Here is a 14138-nt window from a genome sequence, read left to right on the forward strand (position 1 = left end):
AAAAACAATTTTTTAAGGAGAAACCTATGGTTACAATGAGAGATTTATTAGAATGTGGTGTGCATTTTGGGCATCAAACAAGACGCTGGAATCCTAAAATGAAAAAGTTCATTTTTGGTGAGAGAAAAGGTATTTATGTAATTGATTTACAAAAAACAATTAGATATTTTAGATATACATACAATATCGTTCGTGATGCAGCAGCAGAAGGTAAAACAATTTTATTTGTTGGAACTAAAAAGCAAGCAACAGATGCTATTAAAGAATATGCAATTAAATGTGGAATGCCATATGTAAATCACAGATGGTTAGGCGGTATGATGACAAACTTTGAAACTATTCGCCAATCAATTAGAAAACTTGAAGTTATTGAAAGTATGCAAGAAGATGGAAGCATTAATTTATTAACTAAAAAAGAAGCATTAATGCTAAATCGTAAAAAAGAAAAATTATTAGATTATTTAGGCGGTATTAGAGACCTTAAAACTCGCCCTGATATGATTTTTGTAATTGATACAGTAAAAGAAAAAATTGCAGTTGCAGAAGCAAATAGATTAAAAATCCCAGTAGTAGCTCCAATTGATACAAACTGCGATCCTGATGTTGTAGATTTTCCTATCCCAGGTAATGATGATGCTATTCGTTCAGTTCAATTATTCTGCCAAGAAATGTGCGAAGCTATATTAGAAGGTAAAGCTTTAAGAGAACAAGATGGTGAAGTAGTTGAAAGAGCAGAAGTTAGTGAAGATGAAAAACAAGAAGTATTAGAAGAAGCTATGATGGAAGGGGAAATGTAATGGCAGAAATTACAGCAGCTATGGTAAAAGACCTGCGCGAAAGCACAGGTGCTGGAATGATGGATTGTAAAAACGCACTTAAAGAGTGTGATGGAGATATGCAAAAAGCGGTTGAATACTTAAGAGAAAAAGGCTTAAGTAAAGCTGCTAAAAAAGCTGATAGGCTAGCAGCTGAAGGTTTAATTGGTGTTAAACTTTCAAATAATTTAGCAAGTTTAGTAGAAATCAATTCAGAAACTGACTTCGTTGCTAAAAATGATAAATTTATAGATTTAGTAAATAAAACAGTTGAACAAGTTCAAGTTAGTGGAGTTTGCGATGTTGAAAGTTTATTAAATAGCAATATTGATGGGGCTAAATTTGAAGATTATCTAAAAAATCAAATCGCAACTATTGGAGAAAATTTAGTTGTAAGAAGATTTGCTACTTTAAAAGCAAATGATAATGAAGCTTTAAGTGGTTATTTACACACAAATGGTCGTGTAGGTGTTATCGTTAAGGCTAAATTTAATAATGCTGCTAATAAAGCAAAAGTTGAAGAATTTTTAAAACAACTTTGTATGCATATTGCAGCTATGAAACCAAGTGTTTTAAGTTATAAAGATTTAGATAAGGAATTTGTAGAAGCTGAATATAGAGCTTTATGTGCTGAACTTGAAAAAGAAAATGAAGAATTAGTTCGCCTTAAAAAGCCACTTCATAAAATTCCACAATTTGCAAGTAGATTACAAATTACTGATGCAGTTTTAAAGAAAGCTGAAGAAGATATAAAAGCTGAATTAAAAGCTCAAAATAAACCAGAGCAAATTTGGGATAAAATTGTTCCTGGTCAAATGGCAAGATTTATAGCTGATAACTCAATTTTAGATTCTCGCCTTACATTAATGGGACAATTTTATGTAATGGATGATAAAAAAACAGTAGAGCAAGTTATTGCTGATAAATCAGTTGAATTAAAAGATGAATTAGTAATTGAAAGCTTCGTAAAATATGAAGTTGGCGAAGGCTTAGAAAAGAAAAACGAAGATTTCGCAGCAGAAGTTGCAGCTCAAATGGGTAATTAATGTTAAAAGCAAGCGGTATTGGTAAAAAATACGATGCCGTTTTATTTAACAATTTAAATTTAACTTTAAATCCGCAACAAACTTTAGCCGTCTTAGGCAAAAGTGGTTGCGGAAAATCTACATTATTGCATATTTTATCAACACTTTTAGCACCTGATAGCGGGGAAGTCTTTTATAAAGATAAGAATATTTATAAACTTAGCGAAGATGAAAGATTATTAATAAGAAGAAATGATTTTGGAATTATTTTTCAGCAGCATTATCTTTTTAAAGGATTTTCAGCTTATGAAAATATTGAATTAGCAAGTGTTTTATCAAATAATAAAATAGATGATGAGATAATTAATTTTTTAGGTATTAAAGAAATTCTAAATAAAAAAGCTAATGAATTAAGTGGCGGAGAGCAACAAAGAGTAAGTATTGCTAGAGTTCTTTGCAAAAAACCTAAAATTATTTTTGCTGATGAGCCAACTGGAAATCTTGACCCAGTAAATGCAAAAATAGCTATGAAGTTATTAATTGATTATGTTAAATTAAATAATTCAGCCTTATTTTTAATTACTCACGATGAAAATTTAGCTTTAATGTGTGATGATATTTTAAGGATAAATAATGGGTAAGTTAGTTTTTTTAAGTGGTGCTGGTCTTAGTGCTCCATCTGGCTTAAGCACATTTAGAGATAATGATGGTTTGTGGGAGCAATATGATTTAGATGTGGTTTGTAATTATCAAACTTGGATTAAAAATTTTAATTTAGTTCATGAGTTTTATAATAAAAGAAGACTTGAATTAAGAAAAGTTAAACCTAATAAAATGCACGAGAAGATTGCTGAAATATCAAAGCGTTTTGAAGTTATTAATTTTACTCAAAATGTTGATGATTTATTAGAGCGTGCAGGGTGTGAAAATGTAATTCACTTGCACGGAAAATTATTAGAATTACACTGCACTAATTGTAATGACATTACTAAGCTTAATTTAAATGATGATTTGGAATTTAAATTTGAAAATTGTAAAAAATGCCAAAGTAAATTAATTAAACCTAGTGTGGTATTTTTTGGAGAACAAGCGCCATTTTATACTGATTTATATTCAACATTTTACAATCTTAATGAAGATGATTTGGTGGTTATCATAGGAACAAGTGGTGCAGTTATTAATATAAATTATTTATTAAGGTTTGCAAAATCTAAAAATATATTAATTAATTTAGAAAAAAATAAATATATAAATGAAGCTTTATTTTCTCATATTATTTATAAATCTTGTGATGAATGTATAGATGAATTAGAGCAAATTATTCAAGAATGGAACTAGTAAGATTATTTAGTGAGCAAAACATAGTTTTGTTTATGCTATTACTTGCTAGAATGAGTGGACTTTGCTTGTTTTTTCCATTTTATTCGCATTTACAAATTCCTGTGGTTATTAAGTCTAGTTTTGTTATTATTATGACTTTTTTTTTCTATCCATTAGCTCATACTAATATAACGCCAAATTATTTAGTTATTGCCCTTATAACTGAGCTTTTGTTAGGACTTGTTGCAGGTCTTTGTTTGCAGCTTACTTTTACGATTTTACAAATGAGTGGAGAACATATTAGTTTTATTATGGGTTTTTCTATGGCTAGCGTGCTTGACCCAAATACTGGTGCAAATACTCCTATCATCGGTCATTTTATCTCTCTTATTGCATTGCTTTTGTTTTTAGCTTATGATGGACATCATTTGGTTTTGTTATTTTGGGCAAAGAGTTTAAATGGTATTGCTTTAGGTGATTTTGCTTTGCATGATGGTTGGTTTAGACAGATAATGAATGAGACTAAAGACATATATTTAATTGGTCTTAGCCTTGCGTTTCCAATAATTGCTATATCAATGCTTAGTGATTTTGTATTTGGTTTGCTTATGAAAACAATGCCACAATTTAACCTTTTAGTGGTAGGCTATCCTATAAAAATAACGATAGCATTTATTGTTTTGATGACAATTTTAGCTACAATCTTGTTTTATTTTAAAGAATTGGTTTTAAAAGTGTTTTTACAACTTGAACTATTTGTAAGTTAGGAAGGTATAATGAATGCAATATTAATTAATAAAAATCCAGCAATTTCAAGATTAATAAGCCTTAGTTTGCAAAAATTAAATATTACTTATAAAGAAATAAATAATTTAGAAGAGCTTGAACCTTGTGATATTATTATAGCTGATAATGAGTGTGAAGTTGATATTAAATTATGTCAACAAATGTCTAAAAAACTAATTCTTATATTAGCAAAAAATGAAACAAGTAATGATGCAATAGTTATTCATAAACCATTTTTACCTACTGATTTTATAGATTTGATAAATAGTTTTAAAGACGAATTAAAAGAAGATTTTAATACTAGCGATTTAGATAATATTGATTTATTAAGTGATGATATTGATTTGGAAGAATTTAAAATAGATAATATCACTGATTTAGATAGTTTAGACTTGAATGATTTTGGTAATAGTTTAGGTTTGGAAACTAAGCTTGATTTAGATAATACTGATGAATTAAATTCTATAGATGATTTTAACATAGATAATATTGAAGAACTTGATAATTTAAATAACGATGAATTATTACAAGATTTAGATAGTTCTAATGATTTAACTTCTTTAGATGATGAATTATTGCAAGATTTAGAGAATTTAGATGATGTTGATAATAAATTTAGTGAAGAATTGGATAATATTGAAGAACTTGATAATTTAAATAATGATGAAGCATCTCAAGGTTTAGATGATATTAATAATGAATTAGATGAGAATTTAAGCGCTCTTGATGATTTAAATTCTTTAGATGATGAATTAGATACGAAATTATCTGATTTTAATGAAGATGAGAATTTAAATAATGATGAATTATCACAAGATTTTGATAGTTCTAATGATTTAACTTCTTTAGATGATGAGTTACCACAAGATTTAGATGATACTAATGATGAGTTAGATGAGAATTTAAATACTCTTGATGATTTAAATTCTTTAGATGATGAATTAGATACGAAATTATCTGATTTTAACGAAGATGAGAATTTAAATAATGATGAATTATCGCAAGATTTGGATACTTTAAGTGATATTGAGAATTTAGATGAATTAAGTAATGCTATTGTTTTAGAAGAAGATTTAAAAACTACGAAAGACATAGATGATTTAGAAGAGAATTTAAATAATGATTTAAATTTAGATGATTTGAATAATATTGATGAATTTTCATTACCTGAAAGTTTTGAAGAATTAAGTAGAGATTATCAAGATTTATTGCAAGATGATATTGATTTTACAAGTTCAAATGGTTTAGAAGAAGATATAAATAATAGTTATGAAGATGATAATTTTAAAGATTTAGAAGATGATTTAAATACAGAAATAACAAATGATTTTGATGTTGTTACGGGTGATTTAGATGTAGCTGAAGATATGAAAGATGATTTTATTGATAGTGGTTTAGAAGAAGAATTTGAAGATATGAAAGAAGATTTGAATGTTAATAATCATTTAGAAGATATTCAAGATAATGAATTAGGTTCTTTAGCTGCTTTTGATGATATTAAAGATGATATTGAAGATATTCAAGAAATTGTAGGAGATGAAAAAGTGAGTGATTTTGATGATTTAAATGAAATTGAAATTAAAAAAGCGTTAGGGGAGGAAGTTGTAGAATTATTAGACAATAATGAAGATATAAAAGAAAAAAATAATGATTTTACTAATAGCATAGAAGCAAATGTTGATGATGACATTAGTGAAGTTAGCGAAAATGTTACAAAAGCAGTAAATCAAGCTATTATCAATAGCACAAAAGGCACGAAAAATCGTATAAAAGATATAAATATATCAATTAATATAAGTTTTAAAGATTAATTATGGCAGGAATTTTATTAATATCAGGCCCAAGTGGTGCGGGCAAAAGCACACTATTAGAGCGTTTAGCACAAGATTATAATGATTTTTATTTTTCAATATCAGCAACCACTAGAGCTCCTAGAGCAGGAGAAAAAGAGGGTGTAAATTATTATTATTTGACCCACGAAGAATTTGAATTAGGAATTAAAAATGATGAATTTTTAGAATATGCTAATGTTCATGGGAATTATTATGGAACGCCATTAAAACCAATTTATGACGCTTTAGAAAATGGTAAGAATGTTATTTTAGATATAGATGTTCAAGGCTTTAGAATAGTAAAAGATAAATTAGGTAAAGATTTTTTATCAGTTTTTATAAGTCCTGAGAATGAAAAAGTATTAAAAGAACGCCTTGTTTCTCGTGGCACAGAAAATCCTGATGTAATTGCTAAAAGACTTCATAATGCAACTGCTGAAGTTCAAGCTATTGGAAGATATGATTTTTTTATTATAAATGATGATTTGGAAAAAGCTTATAAAGAGCTTAAATTACTTTACCAAGCAGCAAACTTAAAAGTGTTAAATAAAGACATTAAAAAATTTATTTCAGAATGGAAAAAAGGAGAATAATATGGGAATAGGTAGTGGATGGCACTGGATTATTGTTTTATTAGTAATCATTTTATTATTTGGTGGTAAAAAATTACCAGAACTTGCAAAAGGCTTAGGAAAAGGTATTAAAACATTTAAAAAAGAAATGGCAGATGATACTACTGCAAAGCCTGTGAATGAAATTGATGAATTAGCTGATAATACTAAAAAAACTGAAGCTAATGAAGTAAAAAGCGAGCAAAAAGCCTAATGCTAAAGGAAAGTATTAAAGAGTATTTATCAAAAGTATTAGAATGCGAATTTAGTTTAGAAAGTCCAAAAGATAGAAATTTAGCTCATTTTGCAATGCCTTGCTTTAGCTTTGCAAAAGAGCTTAAATTAGCCCCAAATAAAATTGCAGCAGATTTTGCAGAAAAATTGAAAAATTGTGAGATTTTTAGCAGTGTTGAAGCAGTGAATGCTTATGTCAATTTCAAATTATCAAATGATTTTTTAGATAAATTATGTAAAAATGCTTTAAATAACCCAGAAGATTTTGCAAAAAGTCCTAAAAAAAATTATAAAATCTTGCTTGAATATGTAAGTGCAAATCCTACAGGACCACTTCACATAGGGCACGCAAGGGGTGCTATTTATGGAGATAGTTTAAATAAAATTGCAAAACATTTAGGCTATACATTTGATACAGAATATTATGTAAATGATGCAGGTAATCAAATAGATTTATTAGGCGAAAGCGTTATTTTAGCTATAAGAGATTTTGTTTTAAAAGAAAATGTTGAATATCCTGAAAGTTTTTATGGTGGCGAGTATATGCAAGAACTTGCTAGGATTTTTTATGATAAATTCAAAGATGATTTTATAAATAACAAAACCAAAATAGCAAGTTTAGCTAAAGATGAAGTCTTAAAAGAAATCAAGCAAACTTTAGCAAATGCTAGAATTGAGATTGATAATTATGTAAGCGAAACTGCTTATTATCCAAAGCTTGAAGAAACTTTAGAAAAATTAAAAAAAGCCGAAGCAACATATTTAAAAGATGATAAATTATATTTAGCATCTACAAAATATGGAGATGATTTAGATAGAGTTATAGTGCGTGAAGATGGTAGGGGGACTTACTTAGCAGCTGATATTGTTTATCACGATGATAAATTAAGTAGGGGATATGATAAAGTTATTAATATATGGGGAGCTGATCATCATGGCTACATTGCTCGTGTAAAAGCTGCTATGAGTGCTTTAGGGCACGATGCTAATAATCTTGAAGTAATCCTAGCTCAAATGGTTAATTTGCTAAAAAACGGACAACCTTATAAAATGAGTAAAAGAAAAGGTAATGTAATTTTATTTAGTGATGTTTTAGATGATATTGGCGTAGATGCTTTAAGATATATTTTTATAAGTAAGCGTTGTGATAGTCCGCTTGAGTTTGATGTAGATGAGTTTAAAAAGCAAGATAATTCAAATCCTATTTTTTATATAAACTACGCACACGCAAGAATTCATCAAATATTTGCAAAAGCTAATAAAAACTTTAATGATGTAATTAATGTTAGTTTAAGTAATTTTAAAGATGAAAATGCACTTAATTTATTATTTGATGCTTTAGCTTTAAATGATGTTTTAGAAGACGCTTTTAATAGTAGAACTCTTTCTAAATTATGCGATTATTTAAAACAAATCGCAAGTTCATTTCATAAAATTTATAATGAAACTAGAGTTGTTGGACATGAAAACGAAGAGCAATATTTAAAAATATTTGCTCAAGTTGCTTTATGTATAAAAACAGGTTTTAGCTTAATTGGTATAAATGCAGTAAGTAGAATGGAAAAAGAGTGAGTAAAAAACACAACAAATCCCCAGAGCAAGTAGCTTTGGGGGTAAATAAAATTTATAAAAGTAAAAAAATAGAAAGTTATGTAGTATTAGTAGTTTTAGCATTTTGTTCTTATGCTATTGGTGAATTAAGCTTTTTTAAGAACTTTGGAATATCAGCTTTAATAATTGCCGTAATTTTGGGAGCTGTTATTGGAAATTTCGCACATCATAATGTAAGCTTATTAAAAAAAACAGGTGCTTTAGGAGTATGCACTAAGCAGATTTTAAGACTAGGGATTATTCTTTATGGTTTTAGAATTTCTTTAAGTGATATTGAAAGCATTGGTTTAAGTGGAGTTGGACTTGCTTTTTTTATAGTTTTTTCTACATTTTTTATTGGCTTATTAATAGGAAAATTATTAAAAATAGACTTTTTACAATCAGCATTAATTGCTAGTGGTTCTAGTATTTGTGGAGCTGCTGCTGTTTTAGCTAGTGAGAGTGTGCTAAAAGGTGGTTCGGCAAGAGTTGGTATAGCAGTTTGCACCGTAGTTGTGTATGGTTGTATTGGAATGTTTGTTTATCCATTGGTTCAAAATCTATTTGATTTAGATGGTAGATTATTTGGCTTTTTAGTAGGCGGGACTTTACACGAAGTTGCACATGTTGTAGGAGCGGGTTCTAGTATAGGAGTTGATGGGGCAAATTCAAGTATAGTTATAAAAATGGTAAGAGTTTTAATGCTTGTTCCATTTTTATTAATGCTTAGTTTTGGATTTAAAAAAGAAGAAAAAAAAGGCAATTTCTTAAATCAAATTCCTTGGTTTGCTTTAGGATTTTTACTAGCTTGTGGCATATCAAGTTTGCCTATTTTAAATACAGAATATGCTTTAAATGTTATAAAGCCTAATATTGCTATTTTTGATACATTTTTATTAAGTTTAGCAATGGTGGCACTTGGAGTAAATATTAGAAAGGATATGTTAAGCAAAGCTGGTCTTAAGCCATTTATTATGGCAGCAATTTTATGCGTATGGTTAGTGGTTGCAGCTTATGCTTATATAAAGGTGTTTTGTTAATGAGAGCAGAATGGCAAAAATGTGAATATATATTATTAGCATTACCTCATAAAGATAGTGATTGGTCGCCTTATTTAAATGAGATTTTAAATTCTTATTTAGAATTTGCAAAAGCTATTACAAATCATTGTAAGGTGCTTTTAGTTCATCACGAAAGTGCAAATCTTGATGAGTTTAAAAAGTTAAATAATATAGAGTTTTATTGTTTTAATACTAATGATACTTGGATTAGAGATTTTGGTCCAATTGATAATAATTTGGATTTTGTTTTTAATGCTTGGGGGAATAAATTTAGTTCTAATTTAGACAATGCTTTTAATGAAAATTTGTTTAAAAATTATCTTAAAAAAGACCTAAATAAAATTGATTTTATTTTAGAAGGTGGTAGCATTGATACTAATGGCAAGGTATTATTGACAACTACTGAATGTTTATTAAACGATAATAGAAATCAACAAAGCAAAGAAGAAATAGAAAATACACTTAAAAAATATTTAAAAGTTCAAGAAGTTTTATGGCTTGAAAATGGTGTAATTATAGGTGATGATACGGATTCTCATGTGGATACTTTAGCTAGATTTATTGATGAAAATACTATCGCTTATAGTTCTTGCGAAGATGAAAATGATGAAAATTACGCTAGTTTAAAAGCCTTAGAAGATGAGCTTAAAAAAACTAAATATAATCTAATCCCACTACCAATTCCTAGCCCAAAACATTATAATGGCAAAAGACTAGGCTGCACTTATGCTAATTTTGTGTTTGTAAATGATGCTTTAATAGTGCCTTGTTATGATGATAAAAATGATGAATTAGTAAGACAAAAATTACAAAAAGCTTTACCTAATCATAAAATTATTTTAGTGAATGCCTTAGTCTTCGTAAGGCAAAATGGTTCATTACATTGTTCTTGTATGAATATATTTGAAGAATAATTTTATTTTCATAATTACTCTTTTTAATTAATTTTTTAATTTATAATAAAATTTTTATTTTAAAAACAAGGGGTAATTATGAAAAATATTTTAGATTTAGTAGGCAATACACCAGTAGTTAAACTCAATGCTTTAACAAATGATAAGATGGCTCAAGTTTATGTAAAACTTGAGAAATTTAATTTAAGTGGCAGTGTAAAAGATAGAGCTGCTTTAGCTATGATAGAAGAAGCTAAATTACAAGGAAAATTAAATTCTAATTCAATCATTTTAGAGCCAACTAGTGGAAATACAGGTATTTCTTTAGCGTTGATTGCTAGATTAATGGGCTATAAAGCTTGTATAGTAATGCCTGATACTATGAGTAAAGAAAGGCGAGATTTAATAAAAACTTTCGGAGCTGATTTAATTCTTACGAGTGGAAAAGATGGTATGAAAGGTGCTATTAATAAAGCTTTAGAATTAGCAAAGAGTGATAATAGATATATAATCTTACAACAATTTGAAAATCCAGCGAATACAAAAGCGCATTATACGAAAACAGCAGAAGAAATCATAAAAGAATTTAAAACTCTTGATTATTTTGTAGCAGGAGTAGGCACAGGTGGGACTATTAGTGGTGCTGGTAAGAGATTAAAAGAGCATTTTAAAGATATTAAAGTAATAGCAGTAGAGCCAGAGCAATCTCCAATGCTTAGTAAAAATACAGCAGGAGCGCATAAAATTCAAGGAATAGGGGCTGGATTTGTTCCTGCTATTTATGATGCTAGTGTGGTTGATGATATTGTTTGTGTAGATGAAGCTGATGCAATTAATATGGTAAGATTATTAGCTAGTAAAGAAGGATTGTTATTAGGAATTTCATCTGGTGCTAGTATATTTGCAGCCTTAGAGTTGGCAAAAACTTTACCAAATGATAAAAAGATTTTAGCAATAGCTCCTGATGGCGGAGAAAAATATATTTCTATGGGGATTTTTGATGTTTGATAATTTAAAATATGATTTAGAAAATATTTTAAAAAACGACCCAGCAGCAAGAAATAAATTAGAAGTTTTTTTATTATATCCTGGTGTACATTCTGTGTTGTTTCATCGTTTAGCGCATTTTATGTATAAGAAAAAATTATTTTTTATAGCTAGATTTATATCTCAATTTTCAAGATTTTTAACAGGTATAGAAATACATCCAGGAGCAATAATTGGCAAAGGCTTATTTATTGACCACGGAATGGGAGTTGTGATTGGAGAAACGACTATTATAGGAGATAATGTTACTATTTATCACGGGGTTACTTTAGGCGGCACAGGTAAAGTTAGTGGTAAAAGACATCCTACCATTGAAGATGGAGTAATAATTGGAGCAGGCGCTACTATCTTAGGCAATATCACAATTGGTAAAAATGCAAAAATCGGTGCGAATGCTACTATTTTAAAAAATGTATCGCCAAATACAACAATGGTAGGAACTATAGGAAAGGAAATAATCAAGAATATAAAATAACTAGAATTTGATAATATCTTGAAAACTTATAAGGATAAAAATATGTTAAAAATTGGTTTAGTATCACAAAAATATAGCGAAAATATGAGAGAAATCACAAAAGCAAAGATTAAAAATGTTGCTAAAAAAGGTGCAAAATTAGTAATTTTACAAGAATTACACCAAAGTGCTTATTTTTGCCAAGTGCAAAATACTAATAATTTTGACCTAGCTAGTGATTATGAAAATGATTTGATTTTTTGGAGCGAAGTAGCAAAAGATAATAATATCGTATTAGTTACATCTTTATATGAAAAACGCCTAGAAGGTTTATATCACAATACCGCTATAGTTTATGAGAGTGATGGAAGCATTGCAGGAAAATATCGTAAAATGCACATACCTGATGATCCGCATTTTTATGAGAAATTTTATTTTACTCCAGGTGATTTAGGTTTTCGTGCGATTGATACAAGTGTAGGAAAATTAGGAGTTTTAGTATGTTGGGATCAGTGGTATCCTGAAGCTGCAAGACTTATGGCTTTAGATGGAGCGCAGATTTTAATATATCCTACAGCTATTGGTTGGCTTTATGAAAACGGCGTTAGTGATGATAGTGAAACTATGCAAGACCAATTAAATGCGTGGCTAGGCGTTCAAAGAGGACATGCAATAGCTAATTGTTTGCCTGTTGTGGGGGTAAATCGTGTTGGTTTTGAAGATGTAAGTCTTAGTGGCGAAAGCAGCATTACTCAAAATGAGAAAAAACATTTTATAAATAACAATGAAACTACTAAAAATGGTATTGATTTTTGGGGTAATAGTTTTGTATATGATGCACAAGGTAAAGAGCTATTTAGAAGCAATGAAAGCGAAGAGCTTGAAGTAGTAGTTGCTATAGATATGAAAAAATGCGAACAAATAAGACGCTGGTGGCCGTTTTTAAGAGATAGAAGAATAGAACATTATTCTAATCTAACAAAAAGAGCTATAAAAGAATAAATTATTTTGGAATTTAATTAGGAATTAGCATCAAGCTAATTTCTAATTGCTAGGATATTTTATGGCTTTTAAAAACGCAATTATTGATGATAGATTAGATAAAAAATACTCACTTTCTTATATCTACGGAGAACATACTAATAGTTGGTATGGCAGACAATGTCATAAATTTCCTTATGATTGGGATATTGTAATAGATGAAGAATTAGACTGCTGGTTTATGAATTGTATGTATTTTGATGACCCTGAGCTAGACCATGCAGAGCTTAATAAATCTTTGTGGATTTTATATTATAAAGGCGAGCATATAAGGATAATTTTAGATTATGATATTAGTCAAGAGATTGATAATGTAGTTTATAATAGAGTTTATAAAATCCTTTCTATAAGAGATAATAAAACATTAAGTGAAAAAGAAATAATAGCCTTATTAAGAGAAATATTAGCTGTTTATAAATGGAATGGAAGCTTAAATAATGATAAAGAATTTAAAGCATATATAATAGATGAAGTGTTTGAAGATATTTTGTAAAAAAATTAAATCATTTTAAAAATATAAAGGATGAAAATGTTTTATAAAGAATGTGAGCTTTGCTCTTGTAAGATTTCAAAATTAAAATTATATACCTATAAAAAGGATTTAGGAATTTATACTTTAAAATGTCCTAATTGCAATGCTTCTTATGGATTGAAACTTAAAGTATATTTTGTAATGATTTATGCTATTTTGAATGAGATTTTAGGATGGTCTGTGTTTTTGCTACCATTTTTTTGTGTGTTTTTATGCAGTGATTTTGTGAGTAAGAATGCTGTCTTTTTAATCTTTGTATGGCTTGTATCTTTTCTAGGTATTGGGCTTTTTGTGGTAATACTTGAGCATTATTTAAATTTATTTATATTTTCTAAATTTGTTTTAATTGATGATAATGAGAAGTTAGAAGTTAAAAAAACTAGATTAATTAAATTAAAAGATTTTTTCATAAAGCTTATAAAAAGATGAAAATGTTTTATAAAGAATGCGAGTTTTGCTCTTATAATATTTCAAAGCTAAAATCATTTTCTTATAAAAAAGACTTAGGTATTCATACCTTGCAATGTCCTAATTGTAAGGCTTCATATATTTTAAAAGGCAAAATATCAAGATTAAAAATTAGCGAAATGATAAATATTATTTTTGGTGTGTTAGATTTTAGTATTGCATTTTTTATAGCTAGGGCTTTTGTTTATGATAATATTTTAATTTTTATAATTTTGTTTTTCTTAGTTTTTGTGATTTTATCTTTTATATTCTCTATTATTCAGCGTTATTTGGATTTATTAGTATTTGCAAATTTAAGTTTAATTAAAGATATAAAAACTAAAGATAATTGGCTTAAAAAAATAAAATATTATATTTTTTATAAAAGCTAATTCTTATTTTAAATTCCATAAAATTTTAAAGAATTAAAATATGAATTTTACTTTCAAA

The 14138-nt window shown here is 28.1% G+C and carries 17 protein-coding genes; all 17 read left to right on the top strand.

Annotation, left to right across the window (positions count from 1 at the left end; all coding sequences use genetic code 11):
• Positions 1-26 precede the first annotated feature (26 nt).
• Positions 27-797: a 30S ribosomal protein S2 gene (gene rpsB / locus AVBRAN_RS02730; protein WP_214115740.1), complete on the top strand. Its 771-nt coding sequence runs from the start codon at positions 27-29 to the stop codon at positions 795-797.
• Complete coding sequence (gene tsf / locus AVBRAN_RS02735; RefSeq protein ID WP_239803493.1) at positions 797-1861, top strand: translation elongation factor Ts; 1065 nt, start codon at positions 797-799, stop codon at positions 1859-1861. The genes rpsB and tsf overlap by 1 nt, the downstream gene beginning before the upstream one ends.
• Positions 1861-2481 (top strand): ABC transporter ATP-binding protein, encoded by a 621-nt coding sequence (locus tag AVBRAN_RS02740; protein WP_239803494.1) that lies wholly within the window; start codon positions 1861-1863, stop codon positions 2479-2481. The genes tsf and AVBRAN_RS02740 overlap by 1 nt, the downstream gene beginning before the upstream one ends.
• Positions 2474-3178 carry a Sir2 family NAD-dependent protein deacetylase gene (locus AVBRAN_RS02745; RefSeq protein WP_239803495.1) on the top strand — a complete coding sequence of 235 codons (705 nt, stop codon included), beginning with the start codon at positions 2474-2476 and terminating at the stop codon, positions 3176-3178. The genes AVBRAN_RS02740 and AVBRAN_RS02745 overlap by 8 nt, the downstream gene beginning before the upstream one ends.
• On the top strand, positions 3169-3927 hold the full coding sequence (gene fliR / locus AVBRAN_RS02750; RefSeq protein WP_214115736.1) for a flagellar biosynthetic protein FliR: 759 nt from the start codon (positions 3169-3171) through the stop codon (positions 3925-3927). Before AVBRAN_RS02745 ends, fliR begins: the two co-directional genes overlap by 10 nt.
• Positions 3928-3936: 9 nt before the next feature.
• Positions 3937-5757 (top strand): hypothetical protein, encoded by a 1821-nt coding sequence (locus AVBRAN_RS02755; RefSeq protein ID WP_239803496.1) that lies wholly within the window; start codon positions 3937-3939, stop codon positions 5755-5757.
• A gap of 2 nt (positions 5758-5759) precedes the next feature.
• Complete coding sequence (gene gmk, locus AVBRAN_RS02760) at positions 5760-6371, top strand: guanylate kinase (RefSeq protein ID WP_214115734.1); 612 nt, start codon at positions 5760-5762, stop codon at positions 6369-6371.
• Between the two features lies 1 nt (position 6372).
• Positions 6373-6603 carry a twin-arginine translocase TatA/TatE family subunit gene (tatA, locus tag AVBRAN_RS02765; protein ID WP_214115733.1) on the top strand — a complete coding sequence of 77 codons (231 nt, stop codon included), beginning with the start codon at positions 6373-6375 and terminating at the stop codon, positions 6601-6603.
• Positions 6603-8195, top strand: a complete 1593-nt coding sequence (gene argS / locus AVBRAN_RS02770) for an arginine--tRNA ligase (protein ID WP_239803497.1) — start codon at positions 6603-6605, stop codon at positions 8193-8195. Before tatA ends, argS begins: the two co-directional genes overlap by 1 nt.
• Entirely contained in the window at positions 8192-9253 is a 1062-nt protein-coding gene (locus AVBRAN_RS02775; protein WP_239803498.1) for a putative sulfate exporter family transporter, read from the top strand. Before argS ends, AVBRAN_RS02775 begins: the two co-directional genes overlap by 4 nt.
• Complete coding sequence (locus tag AVBRAN_RS02780; RefSeq protein WP_239803499.1) at positions 9253-10188, top strand: agmatine deiminase family protein; 936 nt, start codon at positions 9253-9255, stop codon at positions 10186-10188. Before AVBRAN_RS02775 ends, AVBRAN_RS02780 begins: the two co-directional genes overlap by 1 nt.
• 78 nt (positions 10189-10266) lie before the next feature.
• Complete coding sequence (gene cysK / locus AVBRAN_RS02785; RefSeq protein WP_239803500.1) at positions 10267-11175, top strand: cysteine synthase A; 909 nt, start codon at positions 10267-10269, stop codon at positions 11173-11175.
• Positions 11168-11689, top strand: a complete 522-nt coding sequence (gene epsC / locus AVBRAN_RS02790) for a serine O-acetyltransferase EpsC (RefSeq protein ID WP_214115729.1) — start codon at positions 11168-11170, stop codon at positions 11687-11689. The genes cysK and epsC overlap by 8 nt, the downstream gene beginning before the upstream one ends.
• Before the next feature lie 84 nt (positions 11690-11773).
• Complete coding sequence (locus AVBRAN_RS02795; RefSeq protein ID WP_239803718.1) at positions 11774-12670, top strand: carbon-nitrogen hydrolase; 897 nt, start codon at positions 11774-11776, stop codon at positions 12668-12670.
• A 61-nt stretch (positions 12671-12731) separates the two neighbouring features.
• Entirely contained in the window at positions 12732-13202 is a 471-nt protein-coding gene (locus tag AVBRAN_RS02800; protein ID WP_239803501.1) for a hypothetical protein, read from the top strand.
• Between the two features lie 36 nt (positions 13203-13238).
• Positions 13239-13670: a hypothetical protein gene (locus AVBRAN_RS02805; RefSeq protein WP_214120144.1), complete on the top strand. Its 432-nt coding sequence runs from the start codon at positions 13239-13241 to the stop codon at positions 13668-13670.
• Between the two features lie 2 nt (positions 13671-13672).
• The gene (locus AVBRAN_RS02810; RefSeq protein WP_239803502.1) at positions 13673-14080 is read left to right on the top strand and encodes a hypothetical protein; all 408 of its coding nucleotides are present in this window, start codon (positions 13673-13675) and stop codon (positions 14078-14080) included.
• Positions 14081-14138 lie beyond the last annotated feature (58 nt).

Origin of the sequence: Campylobacter sp. RM12651, assembly GCF_022369475.1 — a bacterium.
In the GTDB taxonomy this organism is placed as follows: domain Bacteria; phylum Campylobacterota; class Campylobacteria; order Campylobacterales; family Campylobacteraceae; genus Campylobacter_E.

Bases quoted from the DNA above. Each gene is read 5' to 3' on its own strand.
- rpsB (WP_214115740.1), top strand. From the start codon at position 27: ATGGTTACAATGAGAGATTTATTAGAATGTGGTGTGCATTTTGGGCAT.
- tsf (WP_239803493.1), top strand. From the start codon at position 797: ATGGCAGAAATTACAGCAGCTATGGTAAAAGACCTGCGCGAAAGCACA.
- AVBRAN_RS02740 (WP_239803494.1), top strand. From the start codon at position 1,861: ATGTTAAAAGCAAGCGGTATTGGTAAAAAATACGATGCCGTTTTATTT.
- AVBRAN_RS02745 (WP_239803495.1), top strand. From the start codon at position 2,474: ATGGGTAAGTTAGTTTTTTTAAGTGGTGCTGGTCTTAGTGCTCCATCT.
- fliR (WP_214115736.1), top strand. From the start codon at position 3,169: ATGGAACTAGTAAGATTATTTAGTGAGCAAAACATAGTTTTGTTTATG.
- AVBRAN_RS02755 (WP_239803496.1), top strand. From the start codon at position 3,937: ATGAATGCAATATTAATTAATAAAAATCCAGCAATTTCAAGATTAATA.
- gmk (WP_214115734.1), top strand. From the start codon at position 5,760: ATGGCAGGAATTTTATTAATATCAGGCCCAAGTGGTGCGGGCAAAAGC.
- tatA (WP_214115733.1), top strand. From the start codon at position 6,373: ATGGGAATAGGTAGTGGATGGCACTGGATTATTGTTTTATTAGTAATC.
- argS (WP_239803497.1), top strand. From the start codon at position 6,603: ATGCTAAAGGAAAGTATTAAAGAGTATTTATCAAAAGTATTAGAATGC.
- AVBRAN_RS02780 (WP_239803499.1), top strand. From the start codon at position 9,253: ATGAGAGCAGAATGGCAAAAATGTGAATATATATTATTAGCATTACCT.
- cysK (WP_239803500.1), top strand. From the start codon at position 10,267: ATGAAAAATATTTTAGATTTAGTAGGCAATACACCAGTAGTTAAACTC.
- epsC (WP_214115729.1), top strand. From the start codon at position 11,168: ATGTTTGATAATTTAAAATATGATTTAGAAAATATTTTAAAAAACGAC.
- AVBRAN_RS02795 (WP_239803718.1), top strand. From the start codon at position 11,774: ATGAGAGAAATCACAAAAGCAAAGATTAAAAATGTTGCTAAAAAAGGT.
- AVBRAN_RS02800 (WP_239803501.1), top strand. From the start codon at position 12,732: ATGGCTTTTAAAAACGCAATTATTGATGATAGATTAGATAAAAAATAC.
- AVBRAN_RS02805 (WP_214120144.1), top strand. From the start codon at position 13,239: ATGTTTTATAAAGAATGTGAGCTTTGCTCTTGTAAGATTTCAAAATTA.
- AVBRAN_RS02810 (WP_239803502.1), top strand. From the start codon at position 13,673: ATGTTTTATAAAGAATGCGAGTTTTGCTCTTATAATATTTCAAAGCTA.